This window comes from Rhodopila sp. (assembly GCF_965277165.1).
Classification (GTDB): Bacteria; Pseudomonadota; Alphaproteobacteria; order Acetobacterales; family Acetobacteraceae; genus Rhodopila.
In genome coordinates this window covers 2,909,998-2,930,208 of sequence record NZ_CBDICE010000006.1, presented here as the reverse complement: position 1 = coordinate 2,930,208, position 20,211 = coordinate 2,909,998, and the positions used below count along the sequence as shown (strand labels likewise).

Sequence of the window (20,211 nt, the reverse complement as noted above, 5' to 3'; positions counted from 1 at the left end):
TCGGTCCAGGCCACCGGCGCCGATTTTCACGCGAATGACCCGGCGCGTCTTCACGCGAATACCCGGCGCGTCTTCACGCGACTAATCCGCCGCATTTTCACGCGACAATCGGCCGCCTTGGCCGCATTGTCGCGCCATGCGCCGTTTCTTGCCGCTGCTTGTGCTTGCCGTCCTGGCCGTGGCCGGGTTCGTGTTGCTGCGTGGGTTCGGCTGGCACAGCCTGGCGCGGCATCAGGGCCAACTGCTGGGTTGGGCCGGCGCGCATCCGGTGCTATCGGCGGCGCTGTTCGTCGCCACCTATATCGCCACCGCCGCGCTGTCGTTGCCGCAGGGCGCCTTGCTCACCGTTGCAGGCGGCTGGCTGTTTGGCACCCTGCTGGGCTGCGGCTTGACCGTGATCGGCGCCACCGCGGGGGCTTCGATTCTTCTGGTGGTGGTGCGCTCCGCCTTCGCCGAGACCTTGAACCGTCACCGCGGCCGCATCCCGCCCCGGTTGCAAACACGGCTGGCCCGTGACGGCTTCAGCTATCTTCTGGCGCTGCGGCTGGTGCCGCTGTTTCCGTTCTGGGTGGTCAACCTGGCCGCCGCGGTGGCCGGCACCCGCCTTCGGGTGTTCGCGCCGGCGACGTTGCTGGGCATCGTTCCGGCCAGCCTGGTGCTGAGTTCGATCGGTGCCGGCGTCGGCGGCATCTTGGCGCAAGGTGGCACGCCCGACCTTTCGGTGTTATTCTCGGCGCGGATCCTGTGGCCGCTGCTGGGGCTGGCGCTGCTGTCGCTGGCACCGGTACTGTGGCGCCGGCGACCGGGCGCGGATGGCTGATTTCGATCTGGCGGTGATCGGCGCCGGGGCGGCCGGGCTGTCGGTCGCGGCCGGCGCGGCGCAACTGGGTGCCGCGGTGGTGCTGATCGAGCGCGGCCGTATGGGGGGCGACTGCCTGAACACCGGCTGCGTTCCGAGCAAGGCGCTGCTGGCGGCATCGCGCGCGGTTCGGGGGGTGTCGGATGCGGCGCGGTTCGGCGTGATCGCGGATCCCCCGGTGATCGATTGGGATCGGTTGCGGGCGCATCTTGGCGGGGTGATCGCCAGCCTGGCCCCGATCGACTCCGAGGCTCGGTTTCGTGCGCTGGGAGCGACCGTACTTCGGGGCGAGGCCAGATTCGTCGATCCGGCGACCATTTCGGTCGATGGCCGCGCCATCACCGCGCGCCGCTTTGTCGTCGCCGCCGGCGGTCAGGCGGCAGTGCCGGCGATCGCGGGACTGCAGGGCGTGCCATACTGGACCAACGAGACGGTGTTCGACCTGGCGGAGCGACCGGCGCATCTGCTGATCCTGGGCGGCGGCCCGATCGGACTGGAGATGGCGGATGCATTCTCGGGCCTCGGTTGCCGGGTCAGCGTTGTGGAGGCCGGCCGGATCGCGGCCAGGGAGGACCCCGAACTGGCCGCCGGCCTGCGGCGTGAACTGGTCATCCGGGGTGTGGCGTTGCACGAGGGCGCCGCGCTGACCGCCGTCGCCCCCGGCCCGGTTCTGCTGCTGGCGGACGGCAGCCGGATCAGCGGGTCGCATCTGCTGGTGGCGGTTGGACGGACGCCCAATCTGGCGGCGCTTGATCTTGGGGCGGGCGGTGTCAGGGCTGGTTCGGCTGGGATCGCCACCGACCGCGGTTTGCGCAGCCTGACCAACAAGCGGGTGTTCGCGGTCGGGGATATTGCCGATCCGATGGGGCTGGGACCGCGGGCGTTCACTCATGTCGGGTCGTATCATGCCGGCATCGTGATCCGCCGCCTGCTGTTTCGGCTGCCGGCGCGGGTCGATTACGCGGCACTGCCCAGGGTGACCTACACCGATCCGGAACTGGCGCAGGTCGGGCCGACCGAGGCCGAGGCGGTCGCCGCCGGCCTGGATGTGCGGGTGCTGCGCTGGCCGTTGGCCGACAACGACCGGGCGGTGGCCGAACGCGACATCGCGGGCCTGGTCAAGCTTGTGGTCAGCGGCAAGCGCGTGGTCGGTGCCGGGATTCTTGGTCCGCATGCCGGCGAGATGATCAGCCAGTGGACGCTGGCGATCGCCCAGCGGACCCCCCTGTCGGCGCTGGCCGGGTTGATCGTTCCGTATCCGACGCGGTCTGAGGCCGCCAAGCGCGCGGTGGGCAGCCTGTTCGCGGCGAGGTTGTTGTCTGTGCGGACCAAAACCCTGGTTCGGTGGTTATCCCGCTTGCCGTGGTGAAGCGGCTGCCCGGGCCGCGATGCTGGCTTTATGGCATGGCTGGGGTTGGTGGTCCGCCGCGCCGCCGGCTTCGGCGCCGGCTGCGGTCATGCGCAGCGTCATGTGGTAGGCGTCGGGCGGCTGTAGCCGGAACGATTGCGGACGGTCGGCCTCGCCGCGGGCTTCGATTGCCACGGCTTCGGCGTCCAGTTCGACGGCCAGTTCGAGCAGCATTCGTGAAATGCGCAGATCGTCTCCAAATTGAGCCATTTCGCGTGCACGTGCGGCTCGTTGTCTGAAATGGGCAGCGTCCACGATGACCTCCTGTTGCCACGACAGAATAGGGACGATTTTGAATCAAAATGGATCACGAGACAGCGAGCGGATGATATTTGGATAGATCGCATCTGCGTGTTTCTTGAAAGGCGCATGGCGGTTAATCGTTTTGACAGAAGAAACTGCATCTTGCAGCCTTACGGCAGGTACGAGGACAGAATCTCGTGAGCAGGATTTCTCACCCTCGTTGATTGCGAGATATGGCGATAGGCTCAACCAAAAGTAGACGAAGGCGGGGTATTATCTATTGCCAGGGTCTCACGGAGTTTCGAGATCGTGACGCAGGGCACGCGGGTCGGAACCTTCCTGCTGTGGCTGGTTCTGGCTGTCTCGATCCCCCTGCTGTTGCTGTCCGCTTGCGTGGTGTGGCGGGAGCAGACAGTGCAGCGTCGGCAGCAGCAGACGGTATTGGTCGATCTGGCACGGGAGGCCTCCCAGGTGGTTGACCAGCGGCTTGAACGGCTGACCGACGGGCTGTTGGAACTGGCCGGATCGACGGCGCTGGAGCGGGGCGATCTGGCGGCATTTGGCCATGAGGCCGGCCTGACCTCGGTTCGGTTGGGCGAGGTTCCGATCAGTCTGGTGACGCTGAATGGGCGGGTGCTGATGCGGGTCGGCGACGTCCGACCCGAGCCGGGCGCGGCCGAGGCGTCGGTGCGGCAGATCGCGCAGACGGCGATCCGCACCGGCCTGCCGGTGATCACCAACTTTCTGCCGGCGGATCAACCCGCGCGGCGGGAGATCGAGGTTGCCGTCCCGGTGCCCGGGGTCGGCGAGCCGACGGCTGAGCGAGTCCTGGTCGGCGAGATCGGCAGCAAGTGGCTGGTTCGGCTGGCGGAAAGCTTGCCGGCCGGGCCGGCGGGGCTGGTGACGACGATCCTGGACCGCGATGGCGTCGCCGTGGTCAGCCACGGCGGGCACGTTGTCGGCCAACCGTCACTTCCCGGCTGGCGGCAGGCGATCCAGGACCGCCGTTCCGGCGTGCTGACGGATCAGGCCACGCTGGCAGGTGTGCCGGCTGTTCAGGCGTTCAGCATCGCCCGGCTAAGCGGCTACGGCGTTGTCGCCTCGCAGCCGCGCGACGCGTTCATCGCGGCGTTCGGACACGACCTGATCCAGATACTGCTGATCGGCGCCGCGCTGCTGGCTTTCGGACTGATCGCCGCCTGGTATCTGGGGCGTCGGCTGGTCGGCGCATTGCGCGGGCTGCAGGATCGCGGTCCGGCCGGCGCGCCGAGCGGACTGCGTGAAGTGGACCAACTGGCGGCCAAGCTGCGCCTCGCGTGGGAGGCTAGCGACGCCAGCGAAACCACTCTGCGCGCCAATGAGGGCCAGTTGCGCGACCTTTTGGGCATGCTGGACCTGGCGGCGATCGTGGTGCGCGAAATGGACGGCACGATCCGCTTCTGGTCGCTCGGCTGCACACGAATGTATGGCTGGTCGCGCGCCGAGGCGCTCGGTCGATGCTGCCATGAATTGCTGAGCACTCAGTTTCCGGTCGCGGTGGAGCAGGTCCAGCAGGCGCTGCTGACGCGGGGCGAGTGGGGCGGTGATCTGGTGCACCGGCGGCGCGACGGGTCGCTGATTGTGGTGTCGGCGCACACCGTGCTGCGGCGCGATTTCGAGGCGCATGCGCCGATGGTGATGGAAAGCCTGATCGACGTTACCGCGCTGCGTGAGGCGCAGGACGGCTTGCGGCAGCTTGACCAGGACCTGGATCAGCGGGTGCGATCCGAGGTCAATGCCAGGGAGGCTGCGCTGCGGCGGGCGGAGCATGCGCATCGGATCCAGGCGCTTGGCGCGCTGGCGGGTGGCATTGCGCATGATTTCAACAACGTGCTGCAGGTGGTTGCGGGCGGGGCTGCGCTGCTGACGCGGCGTCCGCACGATGCCGACGCGGTCGGCCGGCTGGGCCAGGTGATCAGCGAAGCGGCGGTGCGTGGGGCCTCGATCACCCGGCGGATGCTGGCGTTGGCGCGGCGCGACGTGCTGCAGGCCGAACCGATCGAGCCGAGCGTGCTGTTGACCGCGACGCGCGGGGTGTTTTCCGACAGTCTAGGGGCGCGGATCGATGTGCAACTGGAGATCGTGCCTGGATTGCCGCGGCTGCTGGCGGACAAGGCGCGGTTGGAAACTGCGTTGCTGAACCTGGGGACCAATGCGCGCGATGCGATGCCGGACGGCGGCACGCTGCGGCTGACGGCGTCACTGGAGGCGGTGATGCCGGCCGACGCGGCGCGCCACGCTGGCGGACTGCGGTCCGGTATCTATGTGCGGCTGTCGGTCGAGGACAATGGCGCGGGCATGAGTCCGGCGACATTGGCCAGGGTCGGGGAGCCGTTTTTCACCACCAAGGATGTCGGCGAGGGCACCGGTTTGGGGCTGGCGATGGTCAGGGGCTTCGCTGAGCACTCGGGTGGCGGGTTCGCCATCGAGAGTGTGATCGGGGCGGGGACCACGGCGACGTTGTGGCTGCCGGTGGTGCCGGGCGATGGCTGGACGACGGCGGCTCCAGCGGCGGCCGGGCCGGGCTCGCGGCGCAGCGGACAGATCCTGCTGGTGGACGACGACCGGCTGGTGCTGGATGCGTTGACTGAGCAACTGGAGGGCTTGGGTCACCGGGTTCTGGCCGCGTCCGGCGGCAGTCATGCGCTGGCGATCCTGCAGGCGCGAGAGGCGGTGGACCTGCTGATAACCGATCTGTCGATGCCGGGGATGAATGGGCTGGCGCTGATCGAGCAGGCCAGGGAATTGCGGCCGAGCCTGCCGGTGATCCTGTTGACCGGCAATGCGCGCGAGATCGCGGCGATCGAGAACGCCGGCGACCCGCGATGCGCCGAGTTGGTGATGCGAAAACCGGCGACCAGCGCGATGCTGGGGGCCAGGGTCTTGGCGCTGTTGCAGCACGCGTGAGGCCGCGCTGGCCGGTGGGGGGGTCTACCGGTGGGGGGTCAGGCGGCGGCGGAGGCGGCGCGTTTGACCCGGGCTTTCTCGATCCGGCGCTTCAGGGTCTTGCCCTCTGCGGTCAGGCCGCGGTCCGGCGTGCCCAGCAGGAAGGCGTCGATGCCGCCGTTGTGCTCTACGGTGCGGATGGCGCGTGTCGATAGTCGCAGGCGCACTTCGTGGCCGAGGATGTCGGACAGCAGCGAGGTTATCTGCAGGTTGGGCAGGAAACGGCGGCGGCTCTTGTTGTTGGCGTGGCTGACGTTGTTGCCACTGAGAACGCCCTTTCCGGTGATTTCACAGCGACGAGACATGGCACTTCATTCCTCGGGGCACTTCATTCCTCGGTATGGATCGGAAGGCGCGGTTTATGGCGAGAGTGGCGGCCGGCGTCAAGCAAGTCCCGGCGTCAAGCAAGTTGGGGTGTCAAGCAAGATGGGGACGGTGCGGGTCAGGGCTGTTGGTCGTCGTGCGGTTCGCGCAGTTCTCCGGAGCGGACACTGGCGATGGCGTTGTTCAGCACGCCGATGATGGCGTCGTCGGACATCGTGCGCGTCAGCAGGGCCATCGACCCGCCGAGCAGGGCGGAGGCGATGGCGAGCGGGCTGATGTTCTGACCGGTCATGTATTCCACCGCCTTGTCGACCACGGCGCCGGCATGGCTGAGGGTTTCGGGGGGTTCGTTGTGGTCTTCGGGCATGGGGGAAATCCTGGTTTGGGGTCGGATGGGCGGGCGATGCCGGGGTTGGCTCAGGTGGCGGGTTCGAGATCGTGTTCGGCGGCTTGCAGTGTCCACATCCTGGCATATAGGCCGGCCTTGGCCAGCAGAGCGAGGTGGGTGCCGCGTTCGGCGATCTCGCCATCCCGCAGCACGATGATTTCGTCGGCATCGACGATGGTGGACAGGCGGTGGGCGATGACCAGCGTGGTGCGGCGGTTGGCGACCGCGCGCAATGCTGCCTGGATGTCCTGCTCGGTGCGGCTGTCGAGCGCGCTTGTCGCTTCGTCGAGGATCAGGATTCGGGGGTCCTTGAGGATGGTGCGGGCGATGGCGACGCGCTGTTTTTCGCCGCCGGAGAGTTTCAGGCCGCGCTCCCCGACGCGGGTGTCGTAGCCGTCGGGCAGTTGGGCGACGAAATCATGCACCTGGGCGGTCCTGGCGGCTTGCTCGATCTGGTTCTGCGATGCGCCGGGGCAGCCGTAGCCGATGTTGTAGCGGATGGTGTCGTTGAACAGCACGGTATCCTGCGGCACCACGCCGATGGTGGCGCGCAGGCTATCCTGGGTGACCGAACGGATGTCCTGGCCGTCGATCAGGATGCGGCCGTCGGTGACGTCGTAGAAACGGAACAGCAGGCGGCTGATGGTCGACTTGCCGGCGCCGGTCGGGCCGACGATGGCGAGCTTGCCGCCGGCCGGGACGATGAAGTCGATACCTTTAAGTATTGTCCTGTTCGACTGGTAGCCGAAACGGACGCCCTGGAACAGGACATCGCCGGCGGCGCCATCGGACAAATGCGCGGCCAGCGCCGTGGCGCCCGGCTGGTCGGTGATTTCGCGCGGCACCCGCAGCAGGGCGAACATCTGCTCCATATCGACCAGGCCCTGCTTAATGGTCATGTAGACCACGCCGAGGAAGTTCAACGGCTGGTAAAGCTGGATCAGGTAAGTGTTGACGACGACGAACTTGCCGACGGTCATGCTGCCGTCGCGCATGCCCGATGCCGCCAGCAGCATGATCAGGGTCAGGCCGGTGGCGGTGATCATGGCTTGCCCGAGGTTCATTGCATTGAGCGATACCTGGACGCGGACGGCGGCGCGTTCGTAGCGGGCGAGGGCGTGGTCGTAGCGTTGCGATTCGTGTTCCTCGTTGCCGAAGTACTTGACCGTTTCATAGTTGATCAGGCTATCGAGCGACTTGGTGGAGGCATCGTTGTCGGTGTCGTTCATGGTGCGGCGATAGCGGCTGCGGCGGCCGGCGAGGATGGCGGTGAAGCCGACATAGACCAGGACCGCGGTGAACGTTACGACTGCGTAGCGCCAGTCGAACATGTGCCAGATGATAACGGTGACCAGCACCAGTTCCAGCACCGTGGGGACGACGTTGAACACGGCGAGGCGCAGTACCGACTGCATGCCCAGGACGCCGCGGTCGATCACGCGTGAGAGGCCGCCGGTCTGGCGGTCGAGATGGAAGCGCAGGCTGACGGCGTGCAGGTGGCGGAAGGTGCGCAGTGCCAGCAGCCGGACGGCGCGCTGCTGCACTGGGGCGAACAGCGCGTCGCGCATTTCGCCAAACCCGGCGGAGCCGACGCGGATTGCGCCGTAGGCCAGGATCAGCGCCAGCGGGACTACGAAGGCGGTGGCGGCGGCGTCCTTCGGTGCCAGGGCGTCGATGATGCGGCCGTAGATTACCGGGACATAGACGGTGGCGAGCTTGGAGGCCAGCATGAACAGCAGCGCGGTGGCGACGCGGATGCGCGCGCCGGGGTTTCCGGTGGGCCACAGATAGGGCAGCAGGGAGACGATGGTCTGCAAGGTCGATCGCGGTGGCGGCGGGGCCGGCCGATCGGCGTGGCCGGATGGGTGGCTACTTCGTGTCATGGCGGGCATGTGGCATGGTACGGTGTTGTTTGAAAGGCGAACCGCTTGGGGCAGGACGATGAGCTTGCGGGATTCGAGCGTCATGTGCGCGGCTGCAACAATGCCTCGATTCCGGGCGGGCGGATGCGGTTTCTGATCGGTGGGGAGCCGGTCGGCTGGGCGGCGCCCAGGATCGTGGGCGCGCTGGAAGCGATGGATGGGGTGGGGCGGACGCCTGAGGGGATCACTCTGGCCGCCGGGGCGGCGCTGGCGGGCATTTCAAGGGCTCTGGCCGAGCGTGGGCTGTATCGCTGGCGCGGCGAGGAGTTCGATGTGCGGGCCATGCCGGAGGGGCCGGTGTTGGCGCGGATCGACCGCGGCGCGATTCCGTCGTTCGGGGTCCAGGCGGTGGGGGTGCATGTCAATGGCCTGGTGCGGCGGGCGGACGGGTTGCACATGTGGATCGCGATCAGGGCCAGTGACAAGCTGCTGGACCCCGGCAAGCTGGACCATATCGTGGCCGGCGGGGTGCCGGCCGGGCTGGATCCGGCGGCGACATTGCTGAAGGAGGCCGAAGAGGAGGCAGCGATTCCGCCCGAGCTTGCGGGCACCGCGGAGCCGGCCGGGGTGATCGAGTATGCGATGGAGCGGCCGGAAGGGTTACGTCGCGATCGGGTGCATTGCTACGACCTGATGCTGCCTGACGATTTCACGCCGCTGGCGGCCGATGGCGAGGTGGAGGCGTTCGAGTTGTGGCCGTTGAGCCGGGCGATTGGGGTGGTACGCGACACTAACGACTTCAAGTTCAACGTGAACCTGGTGCTGATCGATCTGTTCCTGCGGCAGGGGCTGATCGGCGGACCGGGGGCGGGTCGGCTGCGGGCTGGCCTGCGGCAAGGGTAGCGGCTGTCGGGGCATACGGAGTTGGTTCGGCGCGGGGTTGCGAAATTTTGCTCCGAGCGGCGAGGGCGCACGCGGATTGGCTGCATGGCCCCGGAAAGTGCCCGGCGTGGCCTGTCGGCTGGCGGGGCACGTTCGCTGGTGGCAGGTGTTGGCTGGCGGGGTCCGCCGCTCAACCCTCCGGCGGAGCGGCGGTGATCGGGATGCCGCGCGGTTCGGGCTGCTCGCCCATGCCCGGAGGGCGCTGCTCCGGACGCGGCTCCGAAAGTCGATCGGGGTCCTCGGTGTCGGGCTGAGAGTCCTCGTTCTGGTGAAAGCCTTCGTTTTGCTGATAGTTGCGACGTTGGTTGCCCTGCGGCGGCTGTTGCTGGCCGTTGGCCTGGCCCTGGTTGGGCTGGCCTTGGTTGGATTGGCCCTGGCTTTGGGCCTGGTTCATCGCGTTCAGAATGCGGAAGTAATGTTCCGCATGTTGGAAGAAGGCTTCAGCGGTCACTCTGTCGCCGCTACTGGTGGCGTCGCGTCCGAGTTGCAGATACTTCTCGAACAGTTGCTGGGCGGTGCCGCGAACGCGGATTTCGGGCCCGTTACTGTCGAACACGTGGTTTCGATTGAGCGGAATTCCACCGCCGGAATGATGGCGGATAGCACCGCCCGATCCACCGCCGCCACCACCGCCTGGACGATGGTTGCGGCCACGCATGCGCTTCATGTTCATACTGATGCCGTCGTGCTTTCCCATAATCGGTGGGCCGTTGCGGAATGTCGGGCGCCCGTCTGGACGCCCCCGGATGTTCCGTGGCCAACCAAGATCCATCGACGTTGATAATGGCAGCGAGGGCGTTGCTTGATACGACCCCCACGATCCGGGGCGCTGCCGAGCAGCACCCCTACCATGTCGTTATCGTACACCCGACCCGGCCGCCTGCCAAATAATTTTTTTCAACAGCTTGAGCGGTGCAGCACAATCGCCCGGGGAATTCGCGCCAGATCGAGCCGAAGTGACACTGTCAGGCCTGCTTCCCCGGCCAATGCACTGACATAGTTGGCCTGACCGCGGCCGAGTTCAAGGATCGCCACTCCATCAGGCTCGAGGTGCCGCGGCAGTCGGGGCAGGATCGTGCGGTAGGCGTCGCAACCGTCGGCGCCGCCGTCGAGCGCGCGCCGGGGTTCGTGTCGGGCGACATCCGGCATCAGGGTCTCGATTCCGGCCGCCGAAATGTAGGGCGGATTGCAGATGATCAGATCGAACTGACTGGATATCGCATTGGTCCAATCAGCGACGATGAATTCGGATCGTTCGGCTAGACCAAGCTCGACAGCGTTGCGTTGCGCCAGGGCGGCCGCCGGTGGGCTGAGGTCCAGCCCGACGCCCCAGGCGGCGGGGAACTGGTGCAGCAGGGCCAGCAGCAGGCAGCCGGTGCCGGTGCCGAGATCGAGGATCGTGGCCGGCGGGGCACGGTTGGCGAAGGCGGCGACGGCGGCCTCGATCAGGGTTTCAGAGTCGGGGCGTGGGATCAATGTGGCGGCGGAGACCTGGAAGGGCAGGCTCCAGAACTCCCGCTGTCCGAGGATCAGCGCGATCGGTTCGGTTGCGGCGCGACGGGCCAGCAGGGTGCGGAACCGGGCGGGATCGATCGGGCGCGCCGGGTCTCGGATCAGGTCGTTCTGGGTCAGGCCGATTGCGTGGGCCAGCAGCAGTCGGGCTTCGAGGCGGGGGTTGTCGGCAATCGGGGCGAGTTGGGCGGCGCCGTCGCGGATTGCTTGGGCGATGGTGGTGGGGGCGATGGTGGTGGGGGCGATGGTGGTGGGGGCGATGGTGGTGGGGGCGATGGGCGGGCGCCGGGTCATTCCTCGGCGGCCAGCCGCGCGGCCTGGTCCTCGGCGGTGAGGGCGTCGATGAAGTCGTCCAGGTCGCCCTGGATGACCCTGTCGATCTTATAGAGGGTCAGGTTGATACGGTGGTCGGAGACGCGGCCCTGGGGGAAGTTGTAGGTGCGGATCCGTTCGCTGCGGTCGCCGGTGCCGACCTGGGACTTGCGATCGGCGGAGCGGGTTGCGGCCAGGGTCGAGCGCTGCTGTTCGTACATCCGGGCGCGCAGGATCTTCATCGCCTTGGCGCGGTTCTTGTGCTGGCTGCGTTCCTCCTGCATGGCGACGATGATGCCGCTGGGCAGATGGGTGATGCGGACCGCGCTCTCGGTCTTGTTGACGTGCTGGCCGCCGGCGCCGGAGGCTCGGTAGACGTCGATCTTGAGGTCGTCGTCGTTGATCTGGACGTCGACCTCCTCGGCTTCCGGCAGCACGGCGACGGTGACGGTTGAGGTGTGGATGCGGCCCTGGCTTTCGGTGGCCGGCACGCGCTGCACGCGATGCACGCCAGATTCGTATTTCAGCCGGGCGAACACGTTGCGGCCGGTGATTTCAGCGGTCGCGTCCTTGATGGCGCCGAGGCCGGTGTCGGCGTAGTCCAGGATTTCGAACCGCCAGCCCTTGGCGTCGGCGTATTTCTGATACATCGCGTACAGTTCGGCGGCGAACAGTCCGGCCTCGTCACCACCGGCGGCGGGGCGGATTTCCAGGATGGCGGAGCGGGCGTCGGCCTCGTCCTTCGGCAGCAGGGCCAGGCGGATTTCGTGTTCGAGTGCGGGGATCTGGTCTTTCAGTTGATAAAGCTCGGCTTCGGCCAGGTCTTTCATTTCGGGATCGGTGAGCAGCGATTCGGCCTCGGACCGGGCGCGTTCGGCGGCGCGCAGGTCGCCAATGCGGGCCACCACGGGCTCGATGTCGGACAGTTCGCGGGAGGCCTTTACGTAGGCGTCACCGGAGAGGGCTTCGGACAGCATGGCGCGCAGTTCGTCGGCGCGGGCGGCGATGCGGTCGAGCTTGAGGGCGAGATTCATTTCAGCCGGGACGGGAGGTGAGCGAAGGGGATGGGTTCCTGGCTACCGGTGGTGAGGTCCTTGACCTGGGCGACACCGGCGGCGAGGTCGTCATCGCCGAGGATGACGGCGGAGCGGGCGCCGGCGCGGTTGGCCCGCTCCATGCGGCGCTTGAGGTTGCCGCGATAGGCGATTTCGGCGCGGATGCCGTTGGCGCGGAGCGATTGCAGGATCTCGATGGCGGTGGCCTCGGCGGCGTCGCCGACCGGAATGACGGCGACCGGGGCGGGGACGGACGGGGTGGTGGGCATCAGCATGGCGAGGCGTTCGATGCCGGCGGCCCAGCCGACGGCGGGGGTCATCGGGCCGCCCATCTCGGCGATCAGGCCGTCGTAGCGGCCGCCGGCCATCACGGTGCCTTGAGCGCCCAGCCTGGCGGTGACGAATTCGAAGGCGGTGTGGCTGTAGTAGTCGAGGCCACGGACGATGCGCGGGTTGGTCTGGAACGGCACGCGGAAATGGATCAGGTGCTGGCGCAGTCTGTCGTAGAAGCTGGCGGCGGCGCTGGTGAGGTAGGGCTCGATGGTGGGGGCGTCAGCGACGATGCGGCGGTCGGCGTCGTGCTTGCTGTCGAGGATGCGCATCGGGTTGCGGTGCAGGCGGTCGAGGCTGTCCTGCGACAGGGCGTCGCGGTGGGCGGTGAAGTAGGCGAGGAGGGCGTCACGCCAGGCGGCGCGACTTTCGGCATCGCCCAGGGTGTTGATTTCGAGCACGGTGTCCTCGGCGACGTTGAGCGCCTTGAGGATGTCCCAGCCGCAGGCGATGACCTCGGCGTCGGCGAGCGGTTCGGCTGGGCCGATCAGTTCGGTGCCGATCTGGTGGAACTGGCGGAAGCGGCCTTTCTGCGGCCGTTCGTAGCGGAACATCGGGCCGGCGTAGAACACTTTGCGGGGCAGCGACTGGGTCAGGCCGTTGGAGACCAGGGCGCGACAGACCCCGGCAGTGCCCTCGGGCCGCAGGGTGATCGAGTCACCGCCGCGGTCATCGAAGGTGTACATCTCCTTCATGACCACGTCGGAGGTTTCGCCCAGGGTTCGGGCGAAGACGCGGGTGTCCTCGAAGATCGGGGTGATCCATTCGTCGAAGCCGTAGGTGGCGGCGACGCGGCGGGCGGTGCTGACCACGCGGTGGAAGCGGCGTTGGTCGTCGCCGATGAAGTCGTGGGTGCCGCGGGCGGGCTGCAGGTCGGTCAAACGTGAGGTCCTTGGTGTCTTGGTCGGTTTTGGGGGTCGGTTTTGGGGGTCGTTCTGTCTTCGCTTATATAGGGTGATGCGGATGGGTCCTATCGCGCATCGTCGGCTGGCGTCAGGTTGGCGCGGCGACGAGACCTCGCGAAGAAGTGTCAGTGTTTGTTGACGCTGCGAGCCGCAGGCGGGGCCGTCGCGATTGCGGTCTTGCGGGGTGAACCAATAATTCATGCAGTATTCGGGCAACAGATGGTAACGCCAATTACCAGGCACTCTATCGCCAAGCCAGGATAAGCAGGTCGCCGAACACGTCTCGGAGTTTTGGCGTCGTTCCGGATGCGAAAGCCTTTAACTGTAAACGGGGAGATCAAGCAATGTTCGATGCGACCAAGCTATTGGGTGCGCTGCTGGAGGGCCGGGCGCCAGCCTCGATGCCTGGACGCCTGGACGCTGCTTCGAGGCAGGGGCAGCAGGGCGGGTTGATGCAACAGGTGCTGTCGCAGCTTGGCGGCGCCAGTGCCGGCGGCGGGCTGGGGTCGCTGATCGGGGGCATGTTGGGCGGGTCGGGGCAGCAGGCTCCAGGGAGGCAGCAAGCGGGCGCGCAGCAGGCCGGCGGGGGATTTCTGAATAATTTTGGCGAGTATGCGCGCCGCGCGGCGGCGTCGCCGCGGGACCAAGTGGCACAGAACAACCCTGCGGCGATCGGCGGTCTGGGGGCGCTTGCCGGTGCGGTGCTGGGTGGCGGACGCGGCGCCATTGGCGGGGGAATCATGGCGATGCTTGGCAGCATTGCCTACACAGCGTTTCAGAACTCCTCGGATGGGTCGAGTGCGGCGCCGGCGTCTACTTCGGCGCCGGGCGGGCCTGCCGCCGCTGCCGGCGGGTCTGCTACGGCCGCGGGCGGGGCGCCGGCCAAGACCTTGGCGCAGGTTCCCGGTTACTCGGATCCGGCGGAGGTGCAGCGCAAGGCGCGATTGATGATTCGCGCCATGGTGCAGGCGGCGAAGGCGGACGGCACCGTCGATCAGGCCGAGACGGCTCGGATCACCGGCCACATCGATCGCGGCGGCGACGGGCCGGAGGCGCGGGCGTTCGTGGAGCACGAGCTGCGTCAGCCGGTGGACCCGGCGGCCCTGGCGCGGGATGTCAAGAGCCGGCAGGAGGCGTTGGAAGTTTACGCCGCGTCGGTGATGGCGATCGATGTCGATACCGATGCCGAGCGGGATTACCTGGCGAAATTGGCCAAGGCGCTGACGCTGCAGCCGGAAGCGGTTGCGCAGATCAACGCGGCGTTGAACGTAAAAGGCTGAGGGCGGTCGCCGCGGGGTCGAGGGCTGCATTGCCGTGGGGGCGGGGGCGTTGAGAGCCGGGGGGTAGACGAGGCGCGCGGGCTGCGCCACCCGGCGGAAGTGTGTTCAGCAACGCCGAACGGGATCCGAGACGTTCGGCTTTCACGTTTTGGCTTTCACGTTTTGGCTTTCATGGGGGGGTCCGTTATGTCGTCAGCGGTGCAAATCGGCCAGCCGATGCGTTACCTGGACAAGGCACTGGGTGCGTTGCGTGACCTGGGCATTCCGCTGCCCGAGGCGAGCAGTGCCGAGAGCCCGATGACTGGGCTGCTGAGCAAGATATCGTCGCTGGATGAAGACCGCGTGGCGCTGATCGCCAGGGTGTTGAACCAGGCGTCGATGTTCAACGAGGTGGTGCGCGAACAGATCCGCGGCATGCATATCGGCAACAGATACGAGACAATAACGACGGCGTTCAACTCCATCCGTGACGACGCGCGTGAGATGGTCAAGCAGGTCGAGGATGGCCGGATCAGCACGTTCGAGCGGTTGTCGAACGTGTGGCAGAAGGTGACCCGGGGCGATATCGCCGACCGGTTCGCCAAGATTCGCACGACCTATGTCGAGGTGTCGCGCGATACCAAGGACCAGATCGAGCGTGAGCACGCGATCCTGAATGCTTATCTGGATTTCCGCGGCGCGATGAAGGAAGCCGAGGTGATGGCGCTGGAAGTGCTGAAGAAGGCCGAGGCTTCGCTGGAGGTGGCAAAGGCGGGCACCGATGCGGCATCGCGCAAGATCGAGGCGGCGGCGGATGCCTCGGCGGTGGAGCGGGCGCGGCTGGAGTTGCTGCGCGACGAGGCGGTGCGGGTGCTGCAGGGCGAGGACGCTCGTTACCAGGTGGCGAAGGACCTGTCGGACAACATGACGGTTTCGTACAACGCGTCCGACGTGGTGATGGCGCGGCTGACGCAGACCACGGCGGCGAAGGAGCGGGTCTACCAGCAGTCGGTTTCGTTCTTTTCTACAAACGATACGGTCTTGACGGCTTTGACCGCGTCGTTCACCGGGATGCATGGGCTGGCGGAGAGCACCAAGACGCTGGACAGCATGAAGGCGGGGGTGAACCAGAGCCTCGAGGTGCTGGCCGAGATTGGCGGTCAGGTGCAGGAGGCGGCGATCCGTGCCGGCTATGGGCCGACGATCCGAGCGGATGCGGTGAAGCGGCTGGTGGATTCGGTGCTGGCGTATCAGCAGCGCTCGCACGAGATCATCGCCGAGATGCGGCAGGCAGCGACCCAGAACAGCGACGAGATCCGCCGCACGGTTGAAGACAGCCGGCGTCAGATCGCGCGTCTGGCGCAGGATGCGACGCTGTTGCCGGACCCGGTCGTCAAAGCGCCGCCGCATGCCGTCTGAAGCGGCCGAACTAGACTCGGCGGCGACCGCCGCGGACCCGCCGCCGCTGAACGACACGATGTTGGCGATGGACGTGGTCGATACGCTGCGTCACGCCGAGGGCCTGGTGGAGCGGGAGCTTGGGGCGGATCAGCGGGCGTCGGCATTGAAGCAGCGGCTGCGGGAAATCTACCGCACCCAGGGTATCGACGTACCGGAGCACATCCTGGATGAGGGTGTGGCGGCGCTGGAGCAGAACCGCTTCGTCTATCAGCGGACGCCGGCGAGCTTTTCCCGGCGGCTGGCGACGGCGTGGGCGACCAGGGCAGCGTGGGGCCGGGCGCTGGGGTTCGCGCTGCTTGCCATTGTCCTGCTGGGTGGCGGCTGGTGGTTCGGCATTCACCAGCCGGCGGAGCGGCGGCTGGTGGCCCAGCAGCAGGAACTGACAACGGGACTGCCGCGGGCGCTGACGGCAGAGGTCGATCGGGTGCGGGCGGCGAGTACCCTGCCGGATGTGCGGGCGCGGGCGGATCGGCTGGCGGCGGAGGGGCAGGCGGCGGCTCGGGCTGGCTCGCTGGGTGATGCCCGGGCCAGGCTGGCGGCGCTGCAGGCGCTGCAGCGGCAGGTGTCGCAGGCCTATACGGTGCGCATCGTGTCGCGGCCGGGGATGCCGTCGGGGGTGTGGCGGACGCCTTCGGAGAATCCCCGAGCGCGGAACTTCTACCTGATCGTCGAGGCGGTCGACGGCGCCGGCCGTCCGGTGTCGGTTCCGGTGACCAGCGAGGAGGATGGCCGTACCGCGAATGTCAGCATGTGGGGAGTCCGGGTCAGCGCCGACACGTTCGAGCGGGTGCGGCAGGACAAGATGCGCGACGGGGTGGTGCAGGATCCGATCGTCGCCACCAAGAAGGCGGGCGAACTGGATCCGCGCTGGAGCATCGCCACCAGCGGCGGCGCGATCCTGAAATGGTGAGGCGGCAAATGGTGAGGCGGGGGCGGGGGCTGGGATGATCAACGGTCTGCAGTTGCTCGACAATGTTGACCAGCGGCTGCGCCAGATCGAGGGCGAGGCGGCGGCGGGGCAGTCGGAGCTGGAATGGCTGATCGCGCGGCGCGACCAAGCGCGGGCCGAGGAAGCGGCGGCGCTGCGGGCGCTGGCCAGGATCCGGCTGGCCGCGCTGGGCGAGGGGTCGGTCGATCTGCGGCGGCTGGATGAGGCGGACGCCAAGGCGGAGGCGCTGCTGTCCAGGCGTCGGGCGGAGATTGCCGCCGCTCGGGAGGCGTTGCACGCGCGCGAGCCGGCGTTGGCGGCGGCGGAGCGGGAGCGGGAGCGGATTGCCGGTGCGCTGCGGGATGCCGACGCCAACGCCGAACGGGCGTTGTTGGCGGCGAAGGATGCGGTGCTGGCTGACCCGGAATGGCAGGCGAGGCAGCAGGCTGCGGAGGCGGCGTCACGGGTGGCGGAGCACGCCGAACAGAAGGCCGCGTTCGCGCTGACGGACAGCGAGGTGAAGGGCCGGCCGTATCTGGCGGACCCGCTGTTTGCCTATCTGTGGCGGCGGGGATTTGGCACTCCGCGTTATCGTTCCTGGCTGCTGGTGCGGTTGATCGACCGCTGGGTGGCCCGGGTGGCGCGGTTCGACGTTGCCAGGCGGGACTATGCGCTGCTGACGGATTTGCCGAAGCAGCTTGCGGCGCATGCCGAGCGGATGCGGGGCGTGGCGGGGACCGAGGCGGCCGAGGTGACGGAACATGCTCGCCGGATCGCCGGTCTGCCGGCGGCGCACGAGGTCGAGGCGCTGCGGCGGTCGATGGACGAGGCGGACACCAGGCTGGAGACGGAGCGGGCGGCGGTCGAGGCGGTGCGGGGCGATGTGACCTCCGCGGCGGCGGGTGAGGACTCCCTGACCCAGGAAGCGATGGGCGCGCTGGAGGCGGCGCTTGGGCAGCGCAGCCTGCAGTCGCTGCGGGCCGCGGCGGCGCGGACTCCGACGCTGGAGGATGACGCGATCGTTGCGTCGCTGGAGCAGGCGGGCGCGGTGCGGGCCGAGGCGGAGCAGATGCTGGTGCAGCGCCGGGCGGGGGTGAAGGCGGCGCAGGACCAGGTGCGGGAACTGCGCCAGGTGCGCGGCGAGATGCGTCAGCGCGGCTACGGGCAGAGCCGCTGGAATTTTGGCGACGGGGCGATGGTGGGGATGCTGCTGGGCGAGTTGCTGCGCGGTGCGGTGAGCCGGGGCGGGTTCTGGGACCAGATGAACCGGCGCCAGGTTCCCGACCCTTGGGGAGGTGGTGGCCGGGGACGTCAGGGGTCGGAGGGTGGCAACCGCCAAGGGCCGTGGAACCTGCCGCCGATGCATGATCCTTGGGGTCAACTCGGTGGCGGGGGGCGCAGCGGGGGGTTTGGTGGCGGCGGCTTCCGCACCGGCGGGCGGATTGGCGGCGGTGGTGGGGGCTTCAAGACCGGGGGGTCGTTTTAGAGCATGATCGGTTCAGGTCGAGCGATTCACGCTTTTGGTTATGCCACCCAAAGCGATCGCACTTTAGCGCGGCAGGGCGATCATCTCGGCCTCGACGATGCGCCGGAAGGCCGGGTCAAGGGCAGCGAGGTCGACGATGTCGACCTTGATCGTCAGGTCGGAGTCCGTCAGGGCATCCTGTAACCGGGAGATCGTTTCGCGATTGACTGGTGGCGTGCCGGTGAGCGCGAGATCGAGGTCGGAATAGCGGCGCGCGGTGCCGGTGGCGCGGGAGCCGAACACGAAGACCGCGGTGTCGGGCGGCAGCAGATCCGCAAGAATGGGTTGAAGGATCGCCAGGTCGTGTGGCGTCAGGTCGATCGTCTGGGTCACGCCAGCCGCGCGAGCAACTGGTCGCGGAGATACTCGGCCTCGGCGAGGAACGTCGGGATGGAAGCGGCGACCTGGCGGGCGGTGTCCGCCTGATAGGTGTGGCTGGTGAGTGCGCGCAGGTCGCGATAGCGGTGCCAGGCGGGCCAGTCTCCGGCCAGCAAGGCTTGCTGGTTGGCGGTGCGGATCAGATCCTGAAATGTCATTCGATCGACATCTTCGGGAGAGGCGGCGGTGCGCCGGATGTAGCGCCGCAGCAGGCGGTGGCAGAGTTCGTAGGTGAATTCAAAGCGCTGAATCAGGCCGTCGCGTAGCTGTTCGTCGGCTGGGTCGCGATGATGGCGGGCGAGACCCTCTTGCAGACGCGCGACGGCGTTGACCAGCGGCGTGATGTCAAGTTTGGCGGCGCTTGGGGGCAAGGGGCTATTCCGCGGCGATCTTGTCCTGTTCGGCGGCGGCCTTGATGGCGGCGGCCTTGGCTTCGACCAATTCGACGATGTGGTCCACCATCGAGGCGCCGTCGATGGTGTGGTCGGTCTTGCCGGCGCTGTAGATCATGTGGCGGCCGTTGCCGCCGCCGGTGACGCCGAGGTCGGTCATCAGCGCCTCGCCGGGGCCGTTGACCACGCAGCCGATGATCGACAGGGTCAACGGGGTCTCGATGTGGCCGAGGCGGTCTTCCAGGGTGCGGACGGTTTCGATCACGTTGTAGCCCTGGCGGGCGCAGGACGGGCAGGAGATCACCTTGACCCCGCGATGGCGGATGCCGAGGGTCTTCAGCATGTCCCAGCCGACGCGGACCTCTTCCTCGGGTTCGTCGGACAGCGAGACGCGCAGGGTGTCGCCGATGCCGGCCCACAGCAGCGAGCCGAGGCCGATCGCGGACTTCACGGTGCCCATGCGGCGGCCGCCGGCCTCGGTGATGCCGATATGCAGCGGGTGGTCGCAGACCTCGGCCAGTTGCTGGTAGGCGGCGACGGCCAAGAACACGTCGGATGCCTTGACGCTGATCTTGAAGTCGTGGAAGTCGTGCTGTTGCAGGATGTTGGCGTGATACAGCGCGCTTTCGACCAGCGCCTCGGGGTTGGGTTCGCCGTACTTTTCCAGCAGGTGCTTTTCCAGCGAGCCGGCGTTGACGCCGATGCGCATCGAGCAGCCGTTGTCGCGGGCGGCCTTGATCACTTCCTTGACGCGTTCGTCGCTGCCGATGTTGCCGGGGTTGATGCGCAGGCAGGCGGCGCCGCTGTCGGCGGCTTCCAGCGCGCGGCGGTAGTGGAAATGGATATCGGCGACGATCGGCACCTCGATCTGGGGCACGATCTGCTTGAGCGCGAGGGCGCTTTCCTGATCGGGGCAGGAGACCCGGACGATGTCGACGCCGGCGGCCTCGGCGCGCTTGATCTGGGCGACGGTGGCGGCGACGTCGTGGGTCAGGGTGTTGGTCATGGTCTGCACGGTGATGGGGGCGTCGCCGCCGACCGGGACCTTGCCGACATAGACCCGGCGCGACTTGCGGCGGATGATTTCCTGGTAGGGTCGGTAGGACATCGGGGTCTCCTGTCTGGTCGGACGCGCGCGCCCTG

General features: G+C 67.7%; 19 protein-coding genes. 8 read left to right on the top strand and 11 right to left on the bottom strand.

The features are described from left to right. Positions 1 to 136: 136 nt before the first annotated feature. On the top strand, positions 137 to 820 hold the full coding sequence (locus ACQY4Y_RS25590; protein ID WP_428493379.1) for a TVP38/TMEM64 family protein: 684 nt from the start codon (positions 137 to 139) through the stop codon (positions 818 to 820). Beyond that, positions 813 to 2,228: a dihydrolipoyl dehydrogenase family protein gene (locus ACQY4Y_RS25585; RefSeq protein WP_428493378.1), complete on the top strand. Its 1,416-nt coding sequence runs from the start codon at positions 813 to 815 to the stop codon at positions 2,226 to 2,228. The genes ACQY4Y_RS25590 and ACQY4Y_RS25585 overlap by 8 nt, the downstream gene beginning before the upstream one ends. On the opposite strand, the gene ACQY4Y_RS25580 is transcribed toward ACQY4Y_RS25585, so the two are convergent. Beyond that, complete coding sequence (locus ACQY4Y_RS25580; protein WP_428493377.1) at positions 2,208 to 2,522, bottom strand: hypothetical protein; 315 nt, start codon at positions 2,520 to 2,522, stop codon at positions 2,208 to 2,210. The two genes, ACQY4Y_RS25585 and ACQY4Y_RS25580, sit on opposite strands and share 21 nt — an antisense overlap. A gap of 297 nt (positions 2,523 to 2,819) precedes the next feature. Between ACQY4Y_RS25580 and ACQY4Y_RS25575 the strand changes: the two genes are divergently transcribed. Further along, positions 2,820 to 5,456 (top strand): ATP-binding protein, encoded by a 2,637-nt coding sequence (locus ACQY4Y_RS25575; protein ID WP_428493376.1) that lies wholly within the window; start codon positions 2,820 to 2,822, stop codon positions 5,454 to 5,456. 38 nt (positions 5,457 to 5,494) lie between these two features. On the opposite strand, the gene rpmB is transcribed toward ACQY4Y_RS25575, so the two are convergent. The 3 genes from rpmB to ACQY4Y_RS25560 all read right to left on the bottom strand — a co-directional run bounded on the left by rpmB (position 5,495) and on the right by ACQY4Y_RS25560 (position 8,090). Then, positions 5,495 to 5,800, bottom strand: a complete 306-nt coding sequence (gene rpmB / locus ACQY4Y_RS25570) for a 50S ribosomal protein L28 (RefSeq protein ID WP_428493375.1) — start codon at positions 5,798 to 5,800, stop codon at positions 5,495 to 5,497. 137 nt (positions 5,801 to 5,937) lie between these two features. Continuing rightward, positions 5,938 to 6,186, bottom strand: a complete 249-nt coding sequence (locus ACQY4Y_RS25565; RefSeq protein WP_428493374.1) for a hypothetical protein — start codon at positions 6,184 to 6,186, stop codon at positions 5,938 to 5,940. A gap of 50 nt (positions 6,187 to 6,236) precedes the next feature. Continuing rightward, on the bottom strand, positions 6,237 to 8,090 hold the full coding sequence (locus ACQY4Y_RS25560; RefSeq protein WP_428493373.1) for an ABCB family ABC transporter ATP-binding protein/permease: 1,854 nt from the start codon (positions 8,088 to 8,090) through the stop codon (positions 6,237 to 6,239). A gap of 45 nt (positions 8,091 to 8,135) precedes the next feature. Here ACQY4Y_RS25560 and ACQY4Y_RS25555 point away from each other — a divergent pair, with 45 nt between their 5' ends. Then, positions 8,136 to 8,972 (top strand): DUF4743 domain-containing protein, encoded by an 837-nt coding sequence (locus ACQY4Y_RS25555; RefSeq protein ID WP_428493372.1) that lies wholly within the window; start codon positions 8,136 to 8,138, stop codon positions 8,970 to 8,972. A 169-nt stretch (positions 8,973 to 9,141) separates the two neighbouring features. Here ACQY4Y_RS25555 and ACQY4Y_RS25550 read toward each other — a convergent pair whose 3' ends face one another. The 4 genes from ACQY4Y_RS25550 to hisS all read right to left on the bottom strand — a co-directional run bounded on the left by ACQY4Y_RS25550 (position 9,142) and on the right by hisS (position 13,101). Further along, complete coding sequence (locus tag ACQY4Y_RS25550; protein ID WP_428493371.1) at positions 9,142 to 9,678, bottom strand: DUF4167 domain-containing protein; 537 nt, start codon at positions 9,676 to 9,678, stop codon at positions 9,142 to 9,144. 230 nt (positions 9,679 to 9,908) lie between these two features. Then, positions 9,909 to 10,817, bottom strand: a complete 909-nt coding sequence (gene prmC / locus ACQY4Y_RS25545) for a peptide chain release factor N(5)-glutamine methyltransferase (RefSeq protein ID WP_428493370.1) — start codon at positions 10,815 to 10,817, stop codon at positions 9,909 to 9,911. Then, entirely contained in the window at positions 10,814 to 11,869 is a 1,056-nt protein-coding gene (prfA, locus tag ACQY4Y_RS25540) for a peptide chain release factor 1 (protein ID WP_428493369.1), read from the bottom strand. The genes prmC and prfA overlap by 4 nt, the downstream gene beginning before the upstream one ends. Then, the gene (hisS, locus tag ACQY4Y_RS25535) at positions 11,866 to 13,101 is read right to left on the bottom strand and encodes a histidine--tRNA ligase (protein ID WP_428493368.1); all 1,236 of its coding nucleotides are present in this window, start codon (positions 13,099 to 13,101) and stop codon (positions 11,866 to 11,868) included. Before hisS ends, prfA begins: the two co-directional genes overlap by 4 nt. Positions 13,102 to 13,469: 368 nt before the next feature. Between hisS and ACQY4Y_RS25530 the strand changes: the two genes are divergently transcribed. From ACQY4Y_RS25530 to ACQY4Y_RS25515, 4 genes are all read left to right on the top strand, one after another. After that, positions 13,470 to 14,405 (top strand): tellurite resistance TerB family protein, encoded by a 936-nt coding sequence (locus ACQY4Y_RS25530; RefSeq protein ID WP_428493367.1) that lies wholly within the window; start codon positions 13,470 to 13,472, stop codon positions 14,403 to 14,405. 186 nt (positions 14,406 to 14,591) lie between these two features. Then, the gene (locus tag ACQY4Y_RS25525) at positions 14,592 to 15,803 is read left to right on the top strand and encodes a hypothetical protein (RefSeq protein ID WP_428493366.1); all 1,212 of its coding nucleotides are present in this window, start codon (positions 14,592 to 14,594) and stop codon (positions 15,801 to 15,803) included. Further along, positions 15,793 to 16,755, top strand: a complete 963-nt coding sequence (locus tag ACQY4Y_RS25520; protein WP_428493365.1) for a DUF6384 family protein — start codon at positions 15,793 to 15,795, stop codon at positions 16,753 to 16,755. Before ACQY4Y_RS25525 ends, ACQY4Y_RS25520 begins: the two co-directional genes overlap by 11 nt. 34 nt (positions 16,756 to 16,789) lie before the next feature. Then, a complete protein-coding gene (locus tag ACQY4Y_RS25515; RefSeq protein ID WP_428493364.1) occupies positions 16,790 to 18,259 on the top strand; it encodes a hypothetical protein in 1,470 nt (489 codons plus the stop codon). 63 nt (positions 18,260 to 18,322) lie between these two features. Here the strand turns inward: ACQY4Y_RS25515 and ACQY4Y_RS25510 are convergent, their stop codons facing one another. From ACQY4Y_RS25510 to ispG, 3 genes are read right to left on the bottom strand one after another with little or no spacing between them, the layout of a single operon-like run. Beyond that, the gene (locus tag ACQY4Y_RS25510) at positions 18,323 to 18,631 is read right to left on the bottom strand and encodes a nucleotidyltransferase family protein (RefSeq protein ID WP_428493363.1); all 309 of its coding nucleotides are present in this window, start codon (positions 18,629 to 18,631) and stop codon (positions 18,323 to 18,325) included. Then, complete coding sequence (locus ACQY4Y_RS25505; RefSeq protein ID WP_428493362.1) at positions 18,628 to 19,047, bottom strand: HI0074 family nucleotidyltransferase substrate-binding subunit; 420 nt, start codon at positions 19,045 to 19,047, stop codon at positions 18,628 to 18,630. The genes ACQY4Y_RS25510 and ACQY4Y_RS25505 overlap by 4 nt, the downstream gene beginning before the upstream one ends. A 4-nt stretch (positions 19,048 to 19,051) precedes the next feature. Continuing rightward, a complete protein-coding gene (gene ispG / locus ACQY4Y_RS25500) occupies positions 19,052 to 20,176 on the bottom strand; it encodes a flavodoxin-dependent (E)-4-hydroxy-3-methylbut-2-enyl-diphosphate synthase (RefSeq protein ID WP_428493361.1) in 1,125 nt (374 codons plus the stop codon). Between the last annotated feature and the right edge of the window lie 35 nt (positions 20,177 to 20,211).

Coding starts and splice junctions, on each gene's coding strand:
- ACQY4Y_RS25515 (WP_428493364.1), top strand. CDS start 16,790: ATGATCAACGGTCTGCAGTTGCTCGACAATGTTGACCAGCGGCTGCGC.
- ACQY4Y_RS25530 (WP_428493367.1), top strand. CDS start 13,470: ATGTTCGATGCGACCAAGCTATTGGGTGCGCTGCTGGAGGGCCGGGCG.
- ACQY4Y_RS25520 (WP_428493365.1), top strand. CDS start 15,793: ATGCCGTCTGAAGCGGCCGAACTAGACTCGGCGGCGACCGCCGCGGAC.
- rpmB (WP_428493375.1), bottom strand. CDS start 5,800: ATGTCTCGTCGCTGTGAAATCACCGGAAAGGGCGTTCTCAGTGGCAAC.
- ACQY4Y_RS25590 (WP_428493379.1), top strand. CDS start 137: ATGCGCCGTTTCTTGCCGCTGCTTGTGCTTGCCGTCCTGGCCGTGGCC.
- ACQY4Y_RS25525 (WP_428493366.1), top strand. CDS start 14,592: ATGTCGTCAGCGGTGCAAATCGGCCAGCCGATGCGTTACCTGGACAAG.
- ACQY4Y_RS25585 (WP_428493378.1), top strand. CDS start 813: ATGGCTGATTTCGATCTGGCGGTGATCGGCGCCGGGGCGGCCGGGCTG.
- ispG (WP_428493361.1), bottom strand. CDS start 20,176: ATGTCCTACCGACCCTACCAGGAAATCATCCGCCGCAAGTCGCGCCGG.
- prmC (WP_428493370.1), bottom strand. CDS start 10,817: ATGACCCGGCGCCCGCCCATCGCCCCCACCACCATCGCCCCCACCACC.
- prfA (WP_428493369.1), bottom strand. CDS start 11,869: ATGAATCTCGCCCTCAAGCTCGACCGCATCGCCGCCCGCGCCGACGAA.
- ACQY4Y_RS25550 (WP_428493371.1), bottom strand. CDS start 9,678: ATGAAGCGCATGCGTGGCCGCAACCATCGTCCAGGCGGTGGTGGCGGC.
- ACQY4Y_RS25565 (WP_428493374.1), bottom strand. CDS start 6,186: ATGCCCGAAGACCACAACGAACCCCCCGAAACCCTCAGCCATGCCGGC.
- ACQY4Y_RS25560 (WP_428493373.1), bottom strand. CDS start 8,090: ATGACACGAAGTAGCCACCCATCCGGCCACGCCGATCGGCCGGCCCCG.